The 16,103-nt window shown below is 57.8% G+C and carries 16 protein-coding genes; 11 read left to right on the forward strand and 5 right to left on the reverse strand.

Annotated elements, in window-relative coordinates; all coding sequences use genetic code 11:
- Positions 1-60 precede the first annotated feature (60 nt).
- The 5 genes from CWM54_RS14225 (at position 61) to CWM54_RS14245 (ending at position 4,828) form a co-directional block, all read left to right on the forward strand.
- Positions 61-1,350: an MFS transporter gene (locus CWM54_RS14225; protein ID WP_061155605.1), complete on the forward strand. Its 1,290-nt coding sequence runs from the start codon at positions 61-63 to the stop codon at positions 1,348-1,350.
- Positions 1,351-1,416: 66 nt separating this feature from the next.
- Positions 1,417-2,409 (forward strand): DNA-binding transcriptional regulator IdnR, encoded by a 993-nt coding sequence (gene idnR, locus CWM54_RS14230; RefSeq protein WP_061155604.1) that lies wholly within the window; start codon positions 1,417-1,419, stop codon positions 2,407-2,409.
- A gap of 228 nt (positions 2,410-2,637) precedes the next feature.
- Positions 2,638-2,898, forward strand: a complete 261-nt coding sequence (gene iraP, locus CWM54_RS14235; protein WP_100697550.1) for an anti-adapter protein IraP — start codon at positions 2,638-2,640, stop codon at positions 2,896-2,898.
- Positions 2,899-2,988: 90 nt separating this feature from the next.
- A complete protein-coding gene (gene phoA, locus CWM54_RS14240; RefSeq protein ID WP_162677942.1) occupies positions 2,989-4,419 on the forward strand; it encodes an alkaline phosphatase in 1,431 nt (476 codons plus the stop codon).
- 91 nt (positions 4,420-4,510) lie between these two features.
- A complete protein-coding gene (locus CWM54_RS14245) occupies positions 4,511-4,828 on the forward strand; it encodes a PsiF family protein (RefSeq protein ID WP_008805345.1) in 318 nt (105 codons plus the stop codon).
- 70 nt (positions 4,829-4,898) lie between these two features.
- Here the strand turns inward: CWM54_RS14245 and proC are convergent, their stop codons facing one another.
- On the reverse strand, positions 4,899-5,708 hold the full coding sequence (gene proC / locus CWM54_RS14250) for a pyrroline-5-carboxylate reductase (protein ID WP_008805346.1): 810 nt from the start codon (positions 5,706-5,708) through the stop codon (positions 4,899-4,901).
- A 116-nt stretch (positions 5,709-5,824) separates the two neighbouring features.
- On the opposite strand from proC, the gene CWM54_RS14255 reads away from it, so the two are divergent.
- Positions 5,825-6,283: a YaiI/YqxD family protein gene (locus CWM54_RS14255; RefSeq protein WP_061155601.1), complete on the forward strand. Its 459-nt coding sequence runs from the start codon at positions 5,825-5,827 to the stop codon at positions 6,281-6,283.
- Here the strand turns inward: CWM54_RS14255 and CWM54_RS14260 are convergent.
- Positions 6,280-6,978, reverse strand: coding sequence for a DUF2076 domain-containing protein (locus CWM54_RS14260; RefSeq protein ID WP_061155600.1), 699 nt, complete (start codon positions 6,976-6,978; stop codon positions 6,280-6,282). The two genes, CWM54_RS14255 and CWM54_RS14260, sit on opposite strands and share 4 nt — an antisense overlap.
- Before the next feature lie 328 nt (positions 6,979-7,306).
- Here CWM54_RS14260 and aroL point away from each other — a divergent pair, with 328 nt between their 5' ends.
- The 4 genes from aroL to ppnP all read left to right on the forward strand — a co-directional run bounded on the left by aroL (position 7,307) and on the right by ppnP (position 9,395).
- Positions 7,307-7,840 (forward strand): shikimate kinase AroL, encoded by a 534-nt coding sequence (gene aroL / locus CWM54_RS14265; protein ID WP_061155599.1) that lies wholly within the window; start codon positions 7,307-7,309, stop codon positions 7,838-7,840.
- Between the two features lie 71 nt (positions 7,841-7,911).
- On the forward strand, positions 7,912-8,103 hold the full coding sequence (locus CWM54_RS14270; RefSeq protein WP_008805350.1) for a YaiA family protein: 192 nt from the start codon (positions 7,912-7,914) through the stop codon (positions 8,101-8,103).
- A 249-nt stretch (positions 8,104-8,352) separates the two neighbouring features.
- A complete protein-coding gene (locus CWM54_RS14275) occupies positions 8,353-9,033 on the forward strand; it encodes an AroM family protein (protein WP_077274702.1) in 681 nt (226 codons plus the stop codon).
- A gap of 77 nt (positions 9,034-9,110) precedes the next feature.
- A complete protein-coding gene (gene ppnP, locus CWM54_RS14280) occupies positions 9,111-9,395 on the forward strand; it encodes a pyrimidine/purine nucleoside phosphorylase (protein WP_002890284.1) in 285 nt (94 codons plus the stop codon).
- A gap of 71 nt (positions 9,396-9,466) precedes the next feature.
- Here the strand turns inward: ppnP and rdgC are convergent, their stop codons facing one another.
- Positions 9,467-10,378: a recombination-associated protein RdgC gene (rdgC, locus tag CWM54_RS14285; protein WP_100697552.1), complete on the reverse strand. Its 912-nt coding sequence runs from the start codon at positions 10,376-10,378 to the stop codon at positions 9,467-9,469.
- Between the two features lie 91 nt (positions 10,379-10,469).
- Here rdgC and mak point away from each other — a divergent pair, with 91 nt between their 5' ends.
- On the forward strand, positions 10,470-11,384 hold the full coding sequence (gene mak, locus CWM54_RS14290) for a fructokinase (RefSeq protein ID WP_100697554.1): 915 nt from the start codon (positions 10,470-10,472) through the stop codon (positions 11,382-11,384).
- A 205-nt stretch (positions 11,385-11,589) separates the two neighbouring features.
- On the opposite strand, the gene sbcC is transcribed toward mak, so the two are convergent.
- Together sbcC and sbcD are read right to left on the reverse strand one after the other, a co-directional pair.
- Positions 11,590-14,727, reverse strand: coding sequence for an exonuclease subunit SbcC (gene sbcC, locus CWM54_RS14295; RefSeq protein ID WP_100697556.1), 3,138 nt, complete (start codon positions 14,725-14,727; stop codon positions 11,590-11,592).
- Positions 14,724-15,929, reverse strand: coding sequence for an exonuclease subunit SbcD (sbcD, locus tag CWM54_RS14300; RefSeq protein WP_100697558.1), 1,206 nt, complete (start codon positions 15,927-15,929; stop codon positions 14,724-14,726). The genes sbcC and sbcD overlap by 4 nt, the downstream gene beginning before the upstream one ends.
- Positions 15,930-16,103: the final 174 nt, after the last annotated feature.

The raw sequence follows: 16,103 nt of genomic DNA on the forward strand, positions 1-16,103 counted from the left end.
GATACCTGAAAGACGATATATTAAACCCGTGTGATGATATTCATTATCTGAGGATTGCTTATGCAAATGCTCGCGAAATTACCAGTGCGTCGCTGGTGGTATTTAATGCCGATTATTTTTATTACCTATAGTCTGGCGTACCTTGATCGCGCGAATTATGGCTTTGCCGCTGCGGCGGGAATTGAAAGTGATTTAGGCATTACTAAAGGCACCGCGTCGCTGATTGGCGCACTCTTTTTTCTCGGCTATTTCTTTTTCCAGGTGCCCGGTGCGATATATGCGGTAAAACGCAGCGTGCGCAAAATGATTTTCTTCAGCCTTATTTTATGGGGCTTCTGCGCGGCGGCGACCGGGTTTGTTAGTAATATTCCGATGCTGATGGTGATTCGCTTTACTCTTGGCGTGGTTGAGGCGGCGGTGATGCCCGCGATGCTGATTTACATCAGCAACTGGTTTACCAAAACCGAGCGTTCGCGCGCCAATACTTTCTTGATCCTCGGAAACCCGGTGACCGTGCTGTGGATGTCTATCGTATCCGGCTACCTGATTCAGTCCTGGGGCTGGCGTGAGATGTTCATCATCGAAGGTATTCCGGCGGTGTTGTGGGCAGTATGCTGGTGGATCCTGGTCCGCGATAAACCTTCCGAGGTTTCCTGGCTGAATGAGCAGGAAAAAGAGACCCTGCAGAAGGCGATGGATAGCGAACAAAGCAATATCAAGCCGGTACGTAACTATGGCGAAGCGCTGCGCTCGCGCAACGTGATTATGCTGTGCGCCGTGCATGCGTTGTGGAGTATTGGCGTATACGGTTTCATGATGTGGATGCCGTCGATTCTGAAAAACGCCGCGCAGATGGATATTGTGGCGGTAGGTTGGTTGGCGGCGGTGCCATATCTGGCGGCGATCTGTCTGATGCTGACGGTCTCCTGGCTGTCAGATAAGTTCCAGAATCGTAAGCTGTTTATTTGGCCGTTGTTGCTGATTGCCGCTATCGCCTTCTTTGGTTCCTGGATGGTGGGTGACCAGGCGTTCTGGTTCTCCTATGCGCTGCTGGTGATCGCTGCTGCCTGTATGTATGCGCCTTACGGCCCTTTCTTCGCGCTGATCCCGGAACTGCTGCCGCGTAACGTCTCCGGCGTGTCGATGGGCTTGATTAACAGCTTCGGCGCGCTCGGTGCTTTCCTCGGCGCGTGGCTGGTAGGTTATTTGAATGGGATTATGGGCGGGCCTGGCGTTTCTTATACATTTATGGCGATCGCGCTGTTGGCTTCGGTGGTGCTGATGTACAACGTGCGTGCCAATAACGAACCTTCCTCGTCATCGGTCACGGCAAAAAAGGTCGCGGGTTAACATAAACCGTAGCTGCTGTGGTAAGGTTCTCTGCGAGTACATAAGTCGTTTGTCGCAGAGAACCCGATGAAAAACAACCGGATGACATTACAGGATATCGCCAACCTGGCAGGGCTGAATAAGATGACGGTGAGCCGTTATTTACGCGACCCTGGCCAGGTTTCTCAGCGCAGCCGTGAGCTGATTTCAAAGGTCATGGAAGAGAATAACTATATCCCTAATCGGGCGCCGGAAATTCTGCTCAACGCGCGCAGCAAAACGATAGGCGTGCTGATCCCCTCTTTTCGCAATCAGATTTTCGCCGATGTGTTGGCCGGTATTGAATCGGTAACCTCCGCGCACCAGTACCAGACCCTGATCGCCAACTACGAATATGACCCGCAGCGCGAAGAGCGCGAAGTGCTCAATTTGCTCTCCTATAATATTGATGGCCTGATCCTGACCGGCAAGCAGCATAGCGATCGCATGATTCAATATGTACGCGCCAGCGGTATTCCGGTTGCGGAACTGATGGACTTCGGCGGCCAGCAGCTTGATATTCAGGTGGGGTTCGATAACGAAAAGGCGGCGTGGGATATGACTAACGCCTTTCTCGAAAGCGGCAAACGGTCAATTGCCTTTTTTGGTTCAATGGACGACCCTCGCGATCTTAGTCGTTTTCGCGGCACCGAGCTGGCGCTGGAGGTTCATGGCCTGAAGGCGTATCACATGGCTCCGCGCACCATCTCCTCGGTCGCCCTTGGCCGGCAGATGTTCCTGCAAACGCAGCAGTCGCGCCCGGATATCGACGCCATTTTTTGTACCAATGACGATCTGGCGGTGGGGGTATTGCTGGAATGTCAGTCACAGGGCAAAGCGGTACCAAAAGAGATAGCCATAGCCGGTTTTCATGGGCTGGAAATTGGCCGCGCACGCTTGCAGAAAATAGCCAGCGTCATTACCCCACGTTATGACATCGGTAAAACAGCAAGTGAAATACTGATTGCCCGATTGGCAGGTAAAGACGCGCCGGACAGCGTTAATCTGGCCTACCAGATATATTATGGTGATACGTTATAGTTATCGATGGAATAGCAATATTCCATTTTATTCTTATCTATTAAATTTGGTTATGAGGCTTATTAATCAGCTGTTGAGTAAATTCCATCGTAGAAATACTCAAGGAGCAAAACGTTTCGCTTAATATGGGATGGAAAGAGATATTATTTTTAAAATAATACTGGTGTCCGATGGCTGATGTATGACATAAATAGCAGCCTACGGACCTCACATTAAGGATAACGCATTGTGAAGAATCTCATTGCCGAGTTACTGGTTAAACTGGCGCAAAAGGAAGAAGAAGCAAAGGAACTGACGGTGCAGGTTGAAGCGCTGGAGATCGTGGTCACCGCATTATTGCGCCATATGGAGCATGATGCCCAGCAGGCATTGATTCAGGATATTGAGCAGGCAATAGACCAGGTGACGCCCTATCCGCCGGCCAACGACCAGGATGCGATGCTGCTGCAGCAATATCTAAAGAAGCTGTTGCGGCATCCTCGTAGCTAGTCTTTGTGACACGACAAGGATGCCGTCATTTTTCTGTCATCTCCCTTTTATAAAGTCTCCCTCGTTTTGTTTTTTTTAAGTATTTTTTACATGGAGATGACAAAAGTGAAATTAAGCGCCCTGTTTATTGCCCTGGTTCCTCTGCTGGGCTCGCCGGTTATTCATGCAGAAACTACTGCTGCGCCGGTTCTGGAAAATCGCGCTGCGCAAGGAGATATCACCACTCCCGGCGGCGCGCGTCGTTTAACAGGCGATCAAACCGAAGCGCTGCGCGCCTCGTTAATCAATAAGCCGGCTAAAAACGTTATTTTGCTGATTGGCGATGGCATGGGTGATTCAGAAATTACCGCCGCGCGAAATTATGCGGAAGGGGCGGGCGGTTTCTTTAAAGGGATTGACGCCTTGCCGCTAACCGGGCAGTACACGCACTATTCGCTGGATAAAAAAACCGGTAAACCGGACTACGTGACCGACTCGGCGGCGTCCGCCACCGCCTGGACCACCGGCGTCAAGACCTATAACGGCGCGCTGGGCGTCGATATTCATGAGAACGCGCATCAGACCCTCCTCGAGCTGGCGAAAGCGGCGGGGCTGGCCACCGGCAACGTTTCCACCGCCGAGCTGCAGGATGCCACCCCCGCGGCGCTGGTAGCGCATGTGACATCGCGTAAATGCTACGGCCCCACGGTCACCAGCGAAAAATGCCCCAGCAATGCGCTGGAGAAAGGGGGCAAAGGCTCCATTACTGAACAGCTGCTGAACGCCCGGCCGGATGTCACCTTAGGCGGCGGGGCGAAGACCTTTGCCGAAACGGCGACGGCGGGCGAGTGGCAGGGCAAAACCCTGCGCGAGCAGGCGGAAGCCCGCGGCTACCAGATAGTGACCGATGCGGCTTCTCTTGCCGCCGCGACTGACGCCAGTCAGGCTAAGCCGCTGTTGGGACTCTTCGCCGACGGCAATATGCCGGTACGCTGGGAAGGGCCGAAGGCGTCTTATCACGGCAATATCGATAAGGCGCCGGTGACCTGTACGCCAAACCCTAAACGCGATGCCTCGGTGCCGACGCTGGCGCAGATGACGGAGAAAGCGATTGACCTGCTGAGCCGCAACGAGAAAGGTTTCTTCCTGCAGGTGGAAGGCGCTTCCATCGATAAACAGGATCATGCGGCGAATCCGTGCGGCCAGATCGGTGAAACCGTTGACCTCGACGAAGCGGTGCAGAAGGCGCTGGAGTTTGCGCGAAAAGATGGCAATACCCTGGTGATCGTCACCGCCGACCATGCGCACGCCAGCCAGATCATTCCGGCGGACAGCAAAGCCCCGGGACTGACCCAGGCCCTGAATACCCACGATGGCGCAGTGATGGTCATGAGCTACGGCAACTCTGAGGAAGAGTCGATGGAGCATACCGGCACCCAGCTGCGCATTGCGGCCTACGGTCCACACGCGGCTAACGTCGTCGGCCTGACCGACCAGACCGACCTGTTCTCGACCATGAAAGCTGCCCTGAGTCTGAAATAAGTCGCTGCCGGTGGCGAAATTGCGTCACCGGCTGGTTTTTTTTCTATCTGCGTCCAGACTTACAACGATCCACTCACAGAAGGATGGTGCGATGAAAATAACCTTACTAATGACCCTACTGTTTGGCTTGATCTTTATCAGCGCGGTTGGCGCGGCAGAAAAAACGCCCACTCCACAGCAGCAAAAGATGACGGACTGCAATCAGCAAGCGTCAGCCAAAGCGCTGAAAGGAGATGAGCGCAAAACGTTTATGAGCCAGTGCCTGAAAAAAGAGACCACCACGTCGCAAGGAAAAGCGCTCACCCCTCAGCAGCAGAAGATGAGCGACTGCAACAAAGCGGCCTCGGCAAAATCGTTGAAGGGTGATGAACGCAGTACCTTCATGAGTACCTGCCTGAAGAAAGCCTGAAAAAAAGGGAGCGCTTATCCGCTCCCTTCTTCTTTGAACACTCAGGGCATTGCTGCCTACCCTCTCAGGCTCAGGAGCGGCTCAGTTTCTCTGATTTCTCCATACACTGCGTGATGGCTTCGATCACCGCGGAGCGGAACCCTTTCTCTTCCAGCACGCGGACGGCTTCGATAGTGGTCCCGCCAGGCGAGCAGACCATATCTTTCAGCGCCCCCGGATGCTCGCCGCTCTCCAGCACCATTTTGGCGGAGCCCATTACCGCCTGGGCGGCGAATTTATAGGCCTGGGCGCGCGGCATTCCACCGAGGACGGCGGCATCGGCCATCGCTTCGATAAACATAAAGACATAGGCCGGCGCGGAGCCGCTCACGCCCACCACCGGATGGATCATCGGCTCGGCAATTTGCTCCGCCTGGCCAAAGCAGCGGAAAATGGTCAGCACTTCGGCCACATCTTCGCTGCTCACCAGCGCGTTAGGCGTGACGGAGGTCATACCGGCGTTGACCAGTGACGGCGTATTGGGCATCGCGCGAATAATTTTGCGATCGTGACCGAGGGCGCGCGCCAGTTGCTCAAGCGTGACCCCGGCGGCGATGGAGACTACCAGCGACTCTTTATTCAGGCTTGAGGCGACGTCGCCCAGCACTTTGGTCATGATCCCCGGCTTCACCGCGCCGAAGACGATATCGGCAATCTGCGCCACTTCCTGAGCGCTCCCGGCCGCGTTAATGCCATACTGGTCGCGCAGAGCCGCAACCTTGTCCGGCGACGGGGTGTAGACCCAGATTTGTCCCGGCTGTACCTGGCCGCTGGCGATCAGTCCACCCAGAATGGCCTTACCCATATTGCCGCAGCCGATAAAGCCAATTTTCTTATCCATCACCATTCCCCTCTGCTTTTTTCGTTACGATCTGATTAGCTTACCATCCTGGCGCTTTCATGGGGGAGAAAAGCAGGTAACATTGGCGTCACTTATTGCAGGTAACAGGAGCTGGCATGGCTATTTGGGTAGATGCGGACGCGTGTCCGAACGTGATTAAAGAGATTTTGTTCCGCGCGGCAGAGCGAACCCAGATCCCGGTGACGCTGGTGGCGAATCAGCCGCTGCGCGTACCGCCGTCGCGTTTCATCCGCACTCTGCGGGTTGAACAAGGTTTTGACGTGGCGGATAACGAAATCGTCCGCCAGTGTGCGCCGGGGGATTTGGTGATCACCGCCGATATCCCGCTGGCGGCGGAAGTGCTGGCGAAGGGCGGTGCGGCGCTGAATCCGCGCGGGGAACGCTACAGTGAGGCGACGATCCGCGAGCGGCTGACAATGCGGGATTTTATGGAGACATTGCGGGCCAGCGGCGTTCAGACCGGCGGCCCGGATAGTTTATCGCAGCGCGATCGGCAACAGTTTGCCGCCGAGCTGGAGAAGTGGTTGCTGGCGGTTAAACGTCAGCAGGGTTAGACCCAGCTATCGTCGTCGCTGCCAACATCATCGTCGCCAAAGCCGGCGTCGAAGTCGTCGTTCCAGGTATTGTCGGCAAGGAACTGATCGTCTCCCTGGCGGAACGGATCGTCACCTGCGGTGGCGTCCTGCGCGGGAGTGGCATCAGGCTGCGGCTTCTCTTCGATGATATTGACGATCTCCTGCGGGTGCGAGCCGCTGAACATATTGGTCAGCATATTGCCCAGCACCACGCCGCCTGCTACGCCTGCGGCCGTTTGCAGCGCGCCCGCCATAAAGCCGCCGCCGCGTGCGGCTGCCTGCGGGGCATAGTTCTGCTGCTGTTGCGGCGGGGCATACTGCGGCTGGGCGCTGGCCTGCGGGCGTCCGTATTGCTCCGCGCCCGGGATGGGGTCAGAACCGCGTGACGAGCCGCCTCCGCCAAACAAGCCGGAGAGGAATCCGCCGCTGCTGGGCTTCGCCGCCTGTAGCTGGCTGACCTGGCTTTCCAGCGCCTGGATGCGATCGTTAAGCTGTTTAATCGCGGCTTCCTGGATAAGAATGGTTTGCGCCATATAGTAGGGTGCCGCCGGCTGCGCGCTCACATGTTGGGCAATCCGCTCCTCGGCGCTGGTATCGCGCGATGCACTGTGTGTCTCAGCCTCTTTCAGCCGGGAAAACAGCCCATCAATAAGGCGTTGTTCTTCAGATTGCATGTTACATTCCTCTGTCACACTGTTGAATTGGCATCAGGGTGCGTCTGAAACACGATGTTGTAAATATGTTGCTTCGTAAAGCTATGCATAAATGTGTTACCGTTTACGCCAGCGTTGGATAAAAAATAACGCCCAGCCGAAAGTAAAGCTGGTTAAACACTTAATGCAATGATAAGTTTACATCAAGAGCCCCTTTTCTCACTGTGGTAATAGGGGTGTAAAGAAGTTGTGTAACGTTTAATTTACGCATGCGTTGCGGAACAAACAGCGATAATACGTTCTTTCGTTTTCATTTTTTACGACAGGCGGAACCAGGGGGTCTTCGGTCATGACACAGCCAATCTTTCTCATCGGGCCACGCGGCTGCGGTAAAACCACCGTCGGCCATGCGCTGGCGCGAGCGCGGCATTTTCAGTTCTCCGATACCGATCATCGGCTGCAGGCTCATGAGCAGCGGACGGTAGCGGAGATCGTGCAGGCAGAAGGGTGGGCGCGTTTTCGCGAACTGGAAACCCTGTCGCTGAAGGCCGTGACCCTGCCGAATACGGTGATCGCCACCGGCGGCGGCATTGTGCTGGCGGAAGGTAACCGCCAGTTTATGCGGGAGAATGGCGTGGTTATCTATCTGCAGGCCTCGGTGTCGGCGCTGATTGATCGTCTGGAAGCTTACCCGAAAGCCGAGCAGCGTCCGACGCTGACCGGGAAGCCGGTGCGCGAGGAGGTGGGCGAGGTGCTGGCGCAGCGCGAAGCCTTATACCGTGACGCCGCCCATCACATCGTGGATGCCACGGCCTCCCCGGATCGGGTGGTGGAGCAGATTATGACCATGCTGTGTGGCGTGACGGCGACCCCGGTAAGTTAAGAATTTACTTACATTAAGACGGTGAGGGGCGCCTATACTTGATAGTTCTGACGCCAGAAGAAGGAAGAACTATGCCAAACAGGCCCCCTTATCCGAGAGAAGCCCGCGTTGTGGCGGTAGAGAAAGGCCCGCAGGGTCAGACCGTCACCTGGTATCAACTCCGCGCGGATTATCCTGAACCCAATTCGCTGATCAGCGAACATCCTACCGAGCAGGAAGCCGTGGATGCCAAGCGGCGCTATGAAGATCCTGACAAGTCGTAACCCCTGAGCCCGGATTGCCTGCCATACTGGCAATATCGGGCGTATCTCACATTTTTTATTTATCAGTCGTACTAATGAATATCTAACACACGGATTTTTCAGGCACGCCGCTGTCGCCCGGCAATCTTTACATTCAACGGCGGCGCGGAGCTGCTACGCTTCTCGACGGTTGATTTTTACTCAACAGGGGGGCGGATGCTGTGTGTGGTAAGTCTGTCTTGAAGCAGTGGTAGTGAAAAGGTACATGATATGAGTAGTGCAACGATGGCAATTTTGACCATCGGCGTTGTGCCGCTGGCGGGAGTGTTGCCGCTCCTGACCGAACATATCAGGGAAGAACAGATCACCCACATTAGTCTGCTGGGCGATATGACCCATGCTGAGGTAAGCAAAGAGTACACGGTGGGTGACGGCGAGCAGGGCCTGCTGACCTTGCTCAGTGATAACCAGCTGGTGATGATATCGCGGCAGAAAATTGAACGGGATATCCGCAGTGTGATCGCGATGCTGGATCGGCAGAACTATGATGTGATCCTGTTGCTCAGCTCCGAACAGTTGAGTGGTTTTACGACCCACCATGCGATCCTTCTTGAGCCGCAGCGGATCATCCCGCCGCTGGTGGCGTCGATCGTCGATGGGCATCAGGTGGGGGTGATCGTGCCGGTGGAAGAGATCATGCCCATGCAGCGGCAAAAGTGGCTCTCGCTGGAAAAGTCGCCGTACTACGCGCTGGCCAACCCCTTTACCGGCAGCGACAGTGAGCTATTAAGCGCCGGTAAAGCGCTGCTGGATCAGGGCGCCGACGTCCTGGTGCTCGATTGTCTCGGTTACTATCAACATCACCGCGATGTGTTACAAAAAGCCCTGGACGTCCCGGTTTTGCTGTCGAATGTGCTGGTTTCCCGACTGGCGGCAGAACTATTGGTCTAATGTGTTAATTTCACGTGACAGGGGCAAGGAGCGCCCCCTATATTGAGCCTTTAACCGACGATCAGAAGGGCTTGTTTATGCTTCAAAGCAATGAATACTTTGACGGAAAAGTGAAATCCATTGGCTTCACCAGCAGCAGTACCGGTCGCGCCAGCGTTGGCGTGATGGCGGAAGGGGAATATACCTTTGGTACGGCGCAGCCGGAAGAGATGACGGTGGTCAGCGGGGCGCTGAATGTCCTGCTGCCGGGTGAGACTGAGTGGAAAGTTTACGCTGCCGGCGAAGTTTTCAATGTGCCAGGCAACAGCGAATTTCATCTGCAGGTGGCTGAGCCAACCTCTTATCTGTGCCGCTATCTGTAAGCCAGTGTGACACCCGGCGCCTGCCGCCGGGTTGTTTTTTCCTTCCTGCCTGGCAGGAAGGAAAGCGGCGCTTAGTGCTGCGCTTCGCCGCCGAGCCCTTCTACCAGGCTTTGGATCAGGGCGGCCAGCTCGCCGGTCATTAAGATAAAGTCGGCGTCAAAGCGCTGGGCGAAATCTTCCCGATCGATATCTTCGTTTTGGTCACGTAATTCATCGCAGAACTTGAGGCGCTTAATTGATGCGTCGTCGCAGATCACAAACTGAATACGCTGCTGCCAGTCCAGCGCCAGCTTGGTGACGACCTTCCCGGCCTCAATGTGCACGGCGATTTCGTCGCTGACCAGATCCTGTTTCTTGGCGCGGATCACGCCGCCATCTTCCAGCATCGCTTTCAGCTCGGCTTCATCCAGCAGCTGGAAGCCCTGCGCCACGGTGCCGGAGCGGACCCACTCGGTCAGCGTCAGCTCAATCGGATTCTCCAGGGTCAGCGGCACCACCGGCAGCGAACCGAGGGTTTTACGCAGCAGAGCCAGGGTGTCTTCCGCTTTCTTCGCGCTGGCGCAGTCCACCATGATCAGGCCGTTAACGGTGTCGATCCACATCATCGTCTGGCTGAAGCGGCTGAAGGCGCGCGGCAGCAGCGAGTGCAGTACTTCATCTTTCAGGGAATCTTTCTCGGTCTTCTTCAGCTTGCGGCCCTGATCGGCTTCCAGCTTCTGGATCTTCGCTTCCAGCGCCTGCTTGATCACCGGCGACGGCAGGATCTTTTCTTCTTTACGCGCGCAAATAACGATCTGGCCGTTTGTCGTATGCGTCAGCGCGTCGCTGTGCGATCCCATCGGCGACACCCAACCGGTTTTCGCCATATCCTGGCTGCCACAAGGGGTAAATGTCAGCTCGGCCAGCTGTTTTTCCATCTCCTCGGCGCGCAATTCGATATCGCGGCTGAGACGGTAAACCATTAAATTTTTGAACCACAGCATGATAATTTCCACGGCTTTGTCGTTAAATCAGGCGGGCATGATAGCGAATTGTCGCTATGCTTGCATTGTTAATCGGGGTGAGGAGCTGAGCGTGCGTATTGGTATTGATTTAGGTGGAACAAAAACCGAAGTGATAGCCCTGAGTGACCAGGGAGAGCAGCTGTTTCGCCACCGGTTACCCACGCCGCGTGAGGACTACCGGCAAACCATCGAGACTATCGCCACCCTGGTGGCGATGGCCGAGCAGGCGACCGGACAGCAGGGTACCGTGGGGATGGGCATTCCTGGCTCAATTTCGCCCTATACCGGGGTGGTGAAAAACGCCAACTCGACCTGGCTCAACGGCCAGCCCTTTGATAAGGATCTCAGCCTGCGCCTTGAGCGTGAAGTCCGGCTGGCCAACGACGCCAACTGTCTGGCGGTGTCGGAAGCGGTGGACGGCGCGGCGGCGGGGGCGCAAACGGTGTTCGCGGTGATTATCGGCACTGGCTGCGGCGCCGGGGTGGCGCTCAACGGGCGGGCGCATATCGGCGGCAACGGTAATGCCGGCGAGTGGGGGCATAACCCGTTGCCGTGGATGGACGACGATGAGCTGCGCTATCGTGCGCAAGTGCCCTGCTACTGCGGTAAACAGGGGTGTATCGAAACCTTTATCTCCGGCACCGGCTTTGCCACCGACTACCAGCGGCTGAGCGGCAAGGGGTTAACCGGCAGCGAGATTATGCGCCTGGTGGGTGAAGGTGATGAAAAAGCCGAACTGGCGCTGAGCCGCTATGAACAGCGGCTGGCGAAATCGCTGGCTCACGTGGTGAATATCCTCGACCCGGACGTTATCGTGCTGGGCGGCGGGATGAGCAACGTCGAGCGACTGTACCAGACGGTACCGGACCTGGTGAAGCAGTGGGTCTTCGGCGGCGAGTGTGAAACGCCGATCCGCAAAGCGTTGCACGGTGACTCCAGCGGAGTACGCGGCGCGGCCTGGCTATGGCCGCTCCAGGGGACCTGAACCGTTTCCCTCACCCCGGCCCTCTCCCTGCAGGGAGAGGGAGAAAAGCGGTACGGTGCGGGTGGTTGAGGCAGTAGCCGGGAACCCCTCACCCTGCAGGGAGAGGGGAATCGCAATAGCGTGCGAAACTACAGACCGGCGCCGGACGGTTCCCTCTCCCACCGGGAGAGGGTTAGGGTGAGGGGACATCGCAATGACTCAGACCTCACTCCACGGCAAACGCTCTGTCCAGCCGACTGTAGCCCAGGCCATTTATCTTCTTCACTTTGATCTGTACCGGAATACGTTCCTTCATCGCCTCCACGTGGCTGATCACCCCGATAATTTTGCCGCTGGCGTTAAGGGCATCCAGGGCGTCCAGCGCCGTATCCAGCGTTTCGCTGTCGAGGGTGCCGAAGCCTTCATCGAGAAACAGGGAGTCAATCCGCGTTTTATGGCTCACCAGGTCAGACAGCGCCAGGGCCAGCGCAAGGCTGACGAGGAAACTTTCGCCGCCAGAGAGGGTGCGGGTGTCGCGCACGGCGTCGGCCTGCCAGGTATCGACAACCTCCAGCTCCAGCGCCTCGCTGGCCTTGCGTTGCAGCAGATAGCGGCCGTGCAGGCGGTTGAGCTGCTGGTTTGCCAGCCAGACCAGATTATCGAGGGTCAGCCCCTGGGCGAATTTGCGGAACCGGTCGCCGGTGCTGGAGCCGATCAGCGAATTCAGATAGCCCCAGTCGTCCGCCAGCTGCGTCGCCTCTGCAATCTGCTGTCCCAGCGCTTGCTGATGCTGGCGGCTTTCATTGTCCTGCCTGAGCTGCTGGCGGATCTCACCCTGGCGGGTGGTATTGTCCCGCAGCCGCTGGGCCAGGGCGTGCAGCTGCGTTTGCAGGGTGGGCCCGTCAGCGTCTGATCCTTGCGGACGCAGCGCCAGATGCGCCTGTTGTTGCTGGGTCGCTTGCTCGCAAAGCGCCGTCGCCTGCTGAAGCTGCTGCTCCAGCGTCTGTTTTAACTGCGTCAGCCGCTGGGTGGTCTCGTCATCCAGCAGCGCGGCGAGGAACGCCTCCCGATCGTTAAAGCGGCTGGCGGCCAGGGCAGCCGTGAATTGCGTCTGTGACTGGTGCACGCGCGCCGTTTCTTCAGTCTCCAGCTGCTGCTGGGCGACGAGCTGGCTGTGCAGCGACAGGCATTCCTCGTGTATTTCGCGCCAGTTGTCCGGGATAACCGGCCCAGCCTCCGCGTCATCCTCGTCACCGGGCGGCAGCGTATCGAGCAGCGGTTTCAGGGCGGCGATCTGCTCCTGAATCATGCCATGCTGCGTCTGTTGCGCCTGCCACTGTGCAAATTCGCTTTCGCGAGCGTGCAGCCAGGCGGTTTCTGCGCCTTCTTCCGGCAGGTTGAGTGACAGCGTCTGCAGGGCGTTCTCCAGTCCCTGGCGCGTGGTCTCCAGCTGCTGGTGAGCCTGGCGTTCCAGCGCCTCCTGATCGTTGAGCTGGCTCTGCAGCATCAGATGCTGACTGAGCTGATAGAGCTGCTGCTCGTAGCGCTCCTGCTCCTGCATCCAGTCGTTTATCTCTTGCGCAATATCCCGCGTGACCTGCAGCGAGGCGCAGGTTTCTTGCCACGCTTTAGTGAGCGCTTGCTCTTCCTCTGTGAGCTGCCGGGTCTCTTCGGTCTCACGCTGGATCTGCTGCGTCAGGGCGTTGACCTGCCCGAGGATCAGCAGGCCTTCTTCTTTCAGTGCAGCGACCTCTTTTTCCAGCGCATCGCGGCGACGCTGGTTATCCGTGACCGTCAGCGAGGCGTATTGCGCCATCGCCGGGTGTTCACAGGAGCCGCACAGTGGGCAGGGTTTACCCGCCTCGAGCCGGGTGCGGTAACCTTCCAGATCTTTAATCGTTTCTTCCCGCTGGCAGAGCGCCTTCAGGTCGAGATAGTGCTGGTTTTTGTCTTTATACTGTTCCCGACGTTGCGTCAGGGTGGCGTTGAGTTTTGCCTGCTCCGTCTGCGCCTGCTGGATGCTTTCGGCGTGCTGACGCAGGCGTTTGTGCAACTGCTGATGCTGTTCATGCAGGGAGATCAGCCGCTGGCGCAGCGGCCGCGACTGCGTTTGCTGCGCCATCGCCGCCGTGACTTCCTCTGCGGACAATGAGAGGGAGCTGGCCGGCAGAGCGCTCAGTTTCTGGCGCAGCGCGGCCAGGCGGGTGGTCTGAGCCGTCAGCTGTTGTTTATCCCGCGTCAGTTGCGAGAACTGCGCTCGCCAGCCGGCAATCTCCTGACCCCATAAGCGGAATCGATCATGGGCGGCCAGCCACTGCGCCAGCTCCGTCAGCTCTGTCTGACGCTGCTGCTGAGCGTGCAGGGCGCTGCGGCGGATGCGCGCGCGCTGCGCGGTGCAGGCAAGTAAGCGAGCATTTACTTCGTTGATCCGTTGCCGGGTTTGCGCCAGACCAGCCACCTGTTCCTGCTGACGCTCCCACAGGGGGCGCAGCTGGGCGGCGGGCTGAGCCAGCTCAAGCTTCGCCAGCGCCGGGGCGGCGTCGGTCAGCGCCTGGCGGGCCTGCTGCTGCCGGGTGACCGCCTGCTGGTGCTGTTGCGTCAGCTCGTCGCGGCGCGTCAGCCACTGAAGCAGCTGCTGCTGGTTTTGCTGCTGCGTCAGCAGGGTTTTCTCTTCGTCAGTGAGTACCTGCAAACTTTCCAGCAACGCCTGCTGCTGCGCTTCCGTCAGCAGGACGATGCCCGCCGCCTGGGCTTCGAATTTCTCCAGCGCGTGGCGAGCGGCTTTGTGCTGTTCGTAGACCATGGCCGAAATCTGGCCGTAGATTTCCGTGCCGGTCAGCTCCTCCAGCAGCTCCGCGCGGTCGCTCGGCTTCGCGTTCAGGAAGGCGGCAAATTGCCCCTGGGAAAGCAGCATCGAGCGGGTGAAGCGGCCATAGTCGAGGCCGGTGAGCGTCGCGGTTTGCTCCAGCTTGTCCGAGACCTTATCGGCGAGGATTTTGCCGTCTGCGCAGCGCGCCAGCTCGACGCGGGGCGCCTGCAGATTGCCATCCGGCTGGTTGCGCGCCCGGTTCTGGCTCCAGAAAGCGCGGTAGGCGATGCCTTTTACTTCAAACTCGACTTCCGCCAGACACTCGGCGGTATCGCGGGTCATCAGGTCATTTTGCGACTGGGAGACTTTATTCAGGCGCGGCGTCTCGTGATAAAGCGCCAGGCAAATGGCATCGAGCAGGGTGGTTTTGCCGGCGCCGGTAGCACCGGTAATGGCGAACAGGCCGTTGCTGGCGAACGGCTCGGCGGTAAAGTCTATCTTCCATTCACCCTTCAGGGAGTTGAGATTTTTCAGACGCAGGCTGAGGATTTTCATGCGTTTTCGTCCTCCGCGGTAAGCGTATGCAGCGTATGGGTGAACAGCTCGTGCAGCCGGGCGCGCTTGTCATCGTCAATCTCGGTCAGCGCCAGCCGGCGCTCGAACACCTCTTCCACCTTCAGTTCGCTGAGGGTCTCCCGCTGGGCGTTGAGCAATATTTTCTCGCGCTGCTCACGGCTGCGGCGCACCAGCAGCACTTCCACCGGCAGATCCTCCGTCAGCGCCTGAATATGACGCTGAATATCGTGCAGGTAGTCCTCGGTGGTGATTTCGATATCCAGCCACACCGGCGGGTCCTGCTCGACGCCGCGCCACTGCTCCAGCTGGGCGGTGATGGCGGCCAGATCGCCTTTGATCACCGCCAGCGGCTGGGTCACGGGCACCTCCAGGGTTTCCACGGCGCTGAGTCGCCCGCCGTTAAAGCTCACCAGGTGCACCGATTTCGCTTTGCCGGTTTCATCGAAGCTCAGCGGCAGCGGCGAGCCGCTGTAGCGGATGTGTTCGCAACCGCCGACCACCTGCGCGCGGTGAATATGGCCCAGCGCAATGTAGTCGGCAGGCGGGAAGTGTTGCGCCGGAAAGGCATCCAGCGTGCCGATGTAAATGTCGCGGACGGCATCGCTTTTGCTGGCGCCGACGGTGGTCAGGTGGCCGCTGGCAATGATGGGCAGCGGCCGATCGCCGCGCAGCGCGCAGGCCTGCTGATACTGCTCCTGATAATAGTCGCTGATGGCGTGCAGTAGCTGTTGCTGTTTTTCCCGACCGGAGTGGCCGGCCTGACTGGTAACCAGCTCGCGGGGGCGTAAAAACGGCACCGGGCAGAAGATGGCGCCCGGGGTGCCGTCGCGCAACGGCAGCTCAATGGGCGCGTAGCCGGCATTCGCCACCACGGTGGTGTGTAAAAAGGCGAGAATATCGCGGGACTCATTGAGCATCGCCACCGAATCGTGATTGCCCGCCAGCACGACCAGGCGACAGCCGGCCTGCTGCAGCTGGACGACAAAACGGTTATACAGTTCGCGGGCATAGCTCGGCGGCGAGCCGGTATCAAAAATATCGCCAGCCACGATAATGGCGTCGACTTCATGCTCCTGCGCGCGGTCCAGCAGCCAGGTAAGAAAAGCGTCGTGTTCGGCCGCACGGCTTTTGCTGTAAAAATTCTGGCCCAAATGCCAGTCGGAGGTGTGAAGGAGGCGCATAAATCTTCCCTAGCGAAAAAAGCATGGGCGGCAGTATATCATTTGTCGGCGGGGGGTAAGTCCGCGTCATGCTTCAAATTACCCGATCATCAGACCGTCATTTTTTTCATAAATCTGTCACAAAAGTGACGCATAATGACGCCGCACTTCTATACTGATGGCTAAAAAACACAG

This window comes from Klebsiella sp. D-Nf1, from assembly GCF_002810515.1.
Lineage (GTDB): Bacteria > Pseudomonadota > Gammaproteobacteria > Enterobacterales > Enterobacteriaceae > Klebsiella > Klebsiella variicola.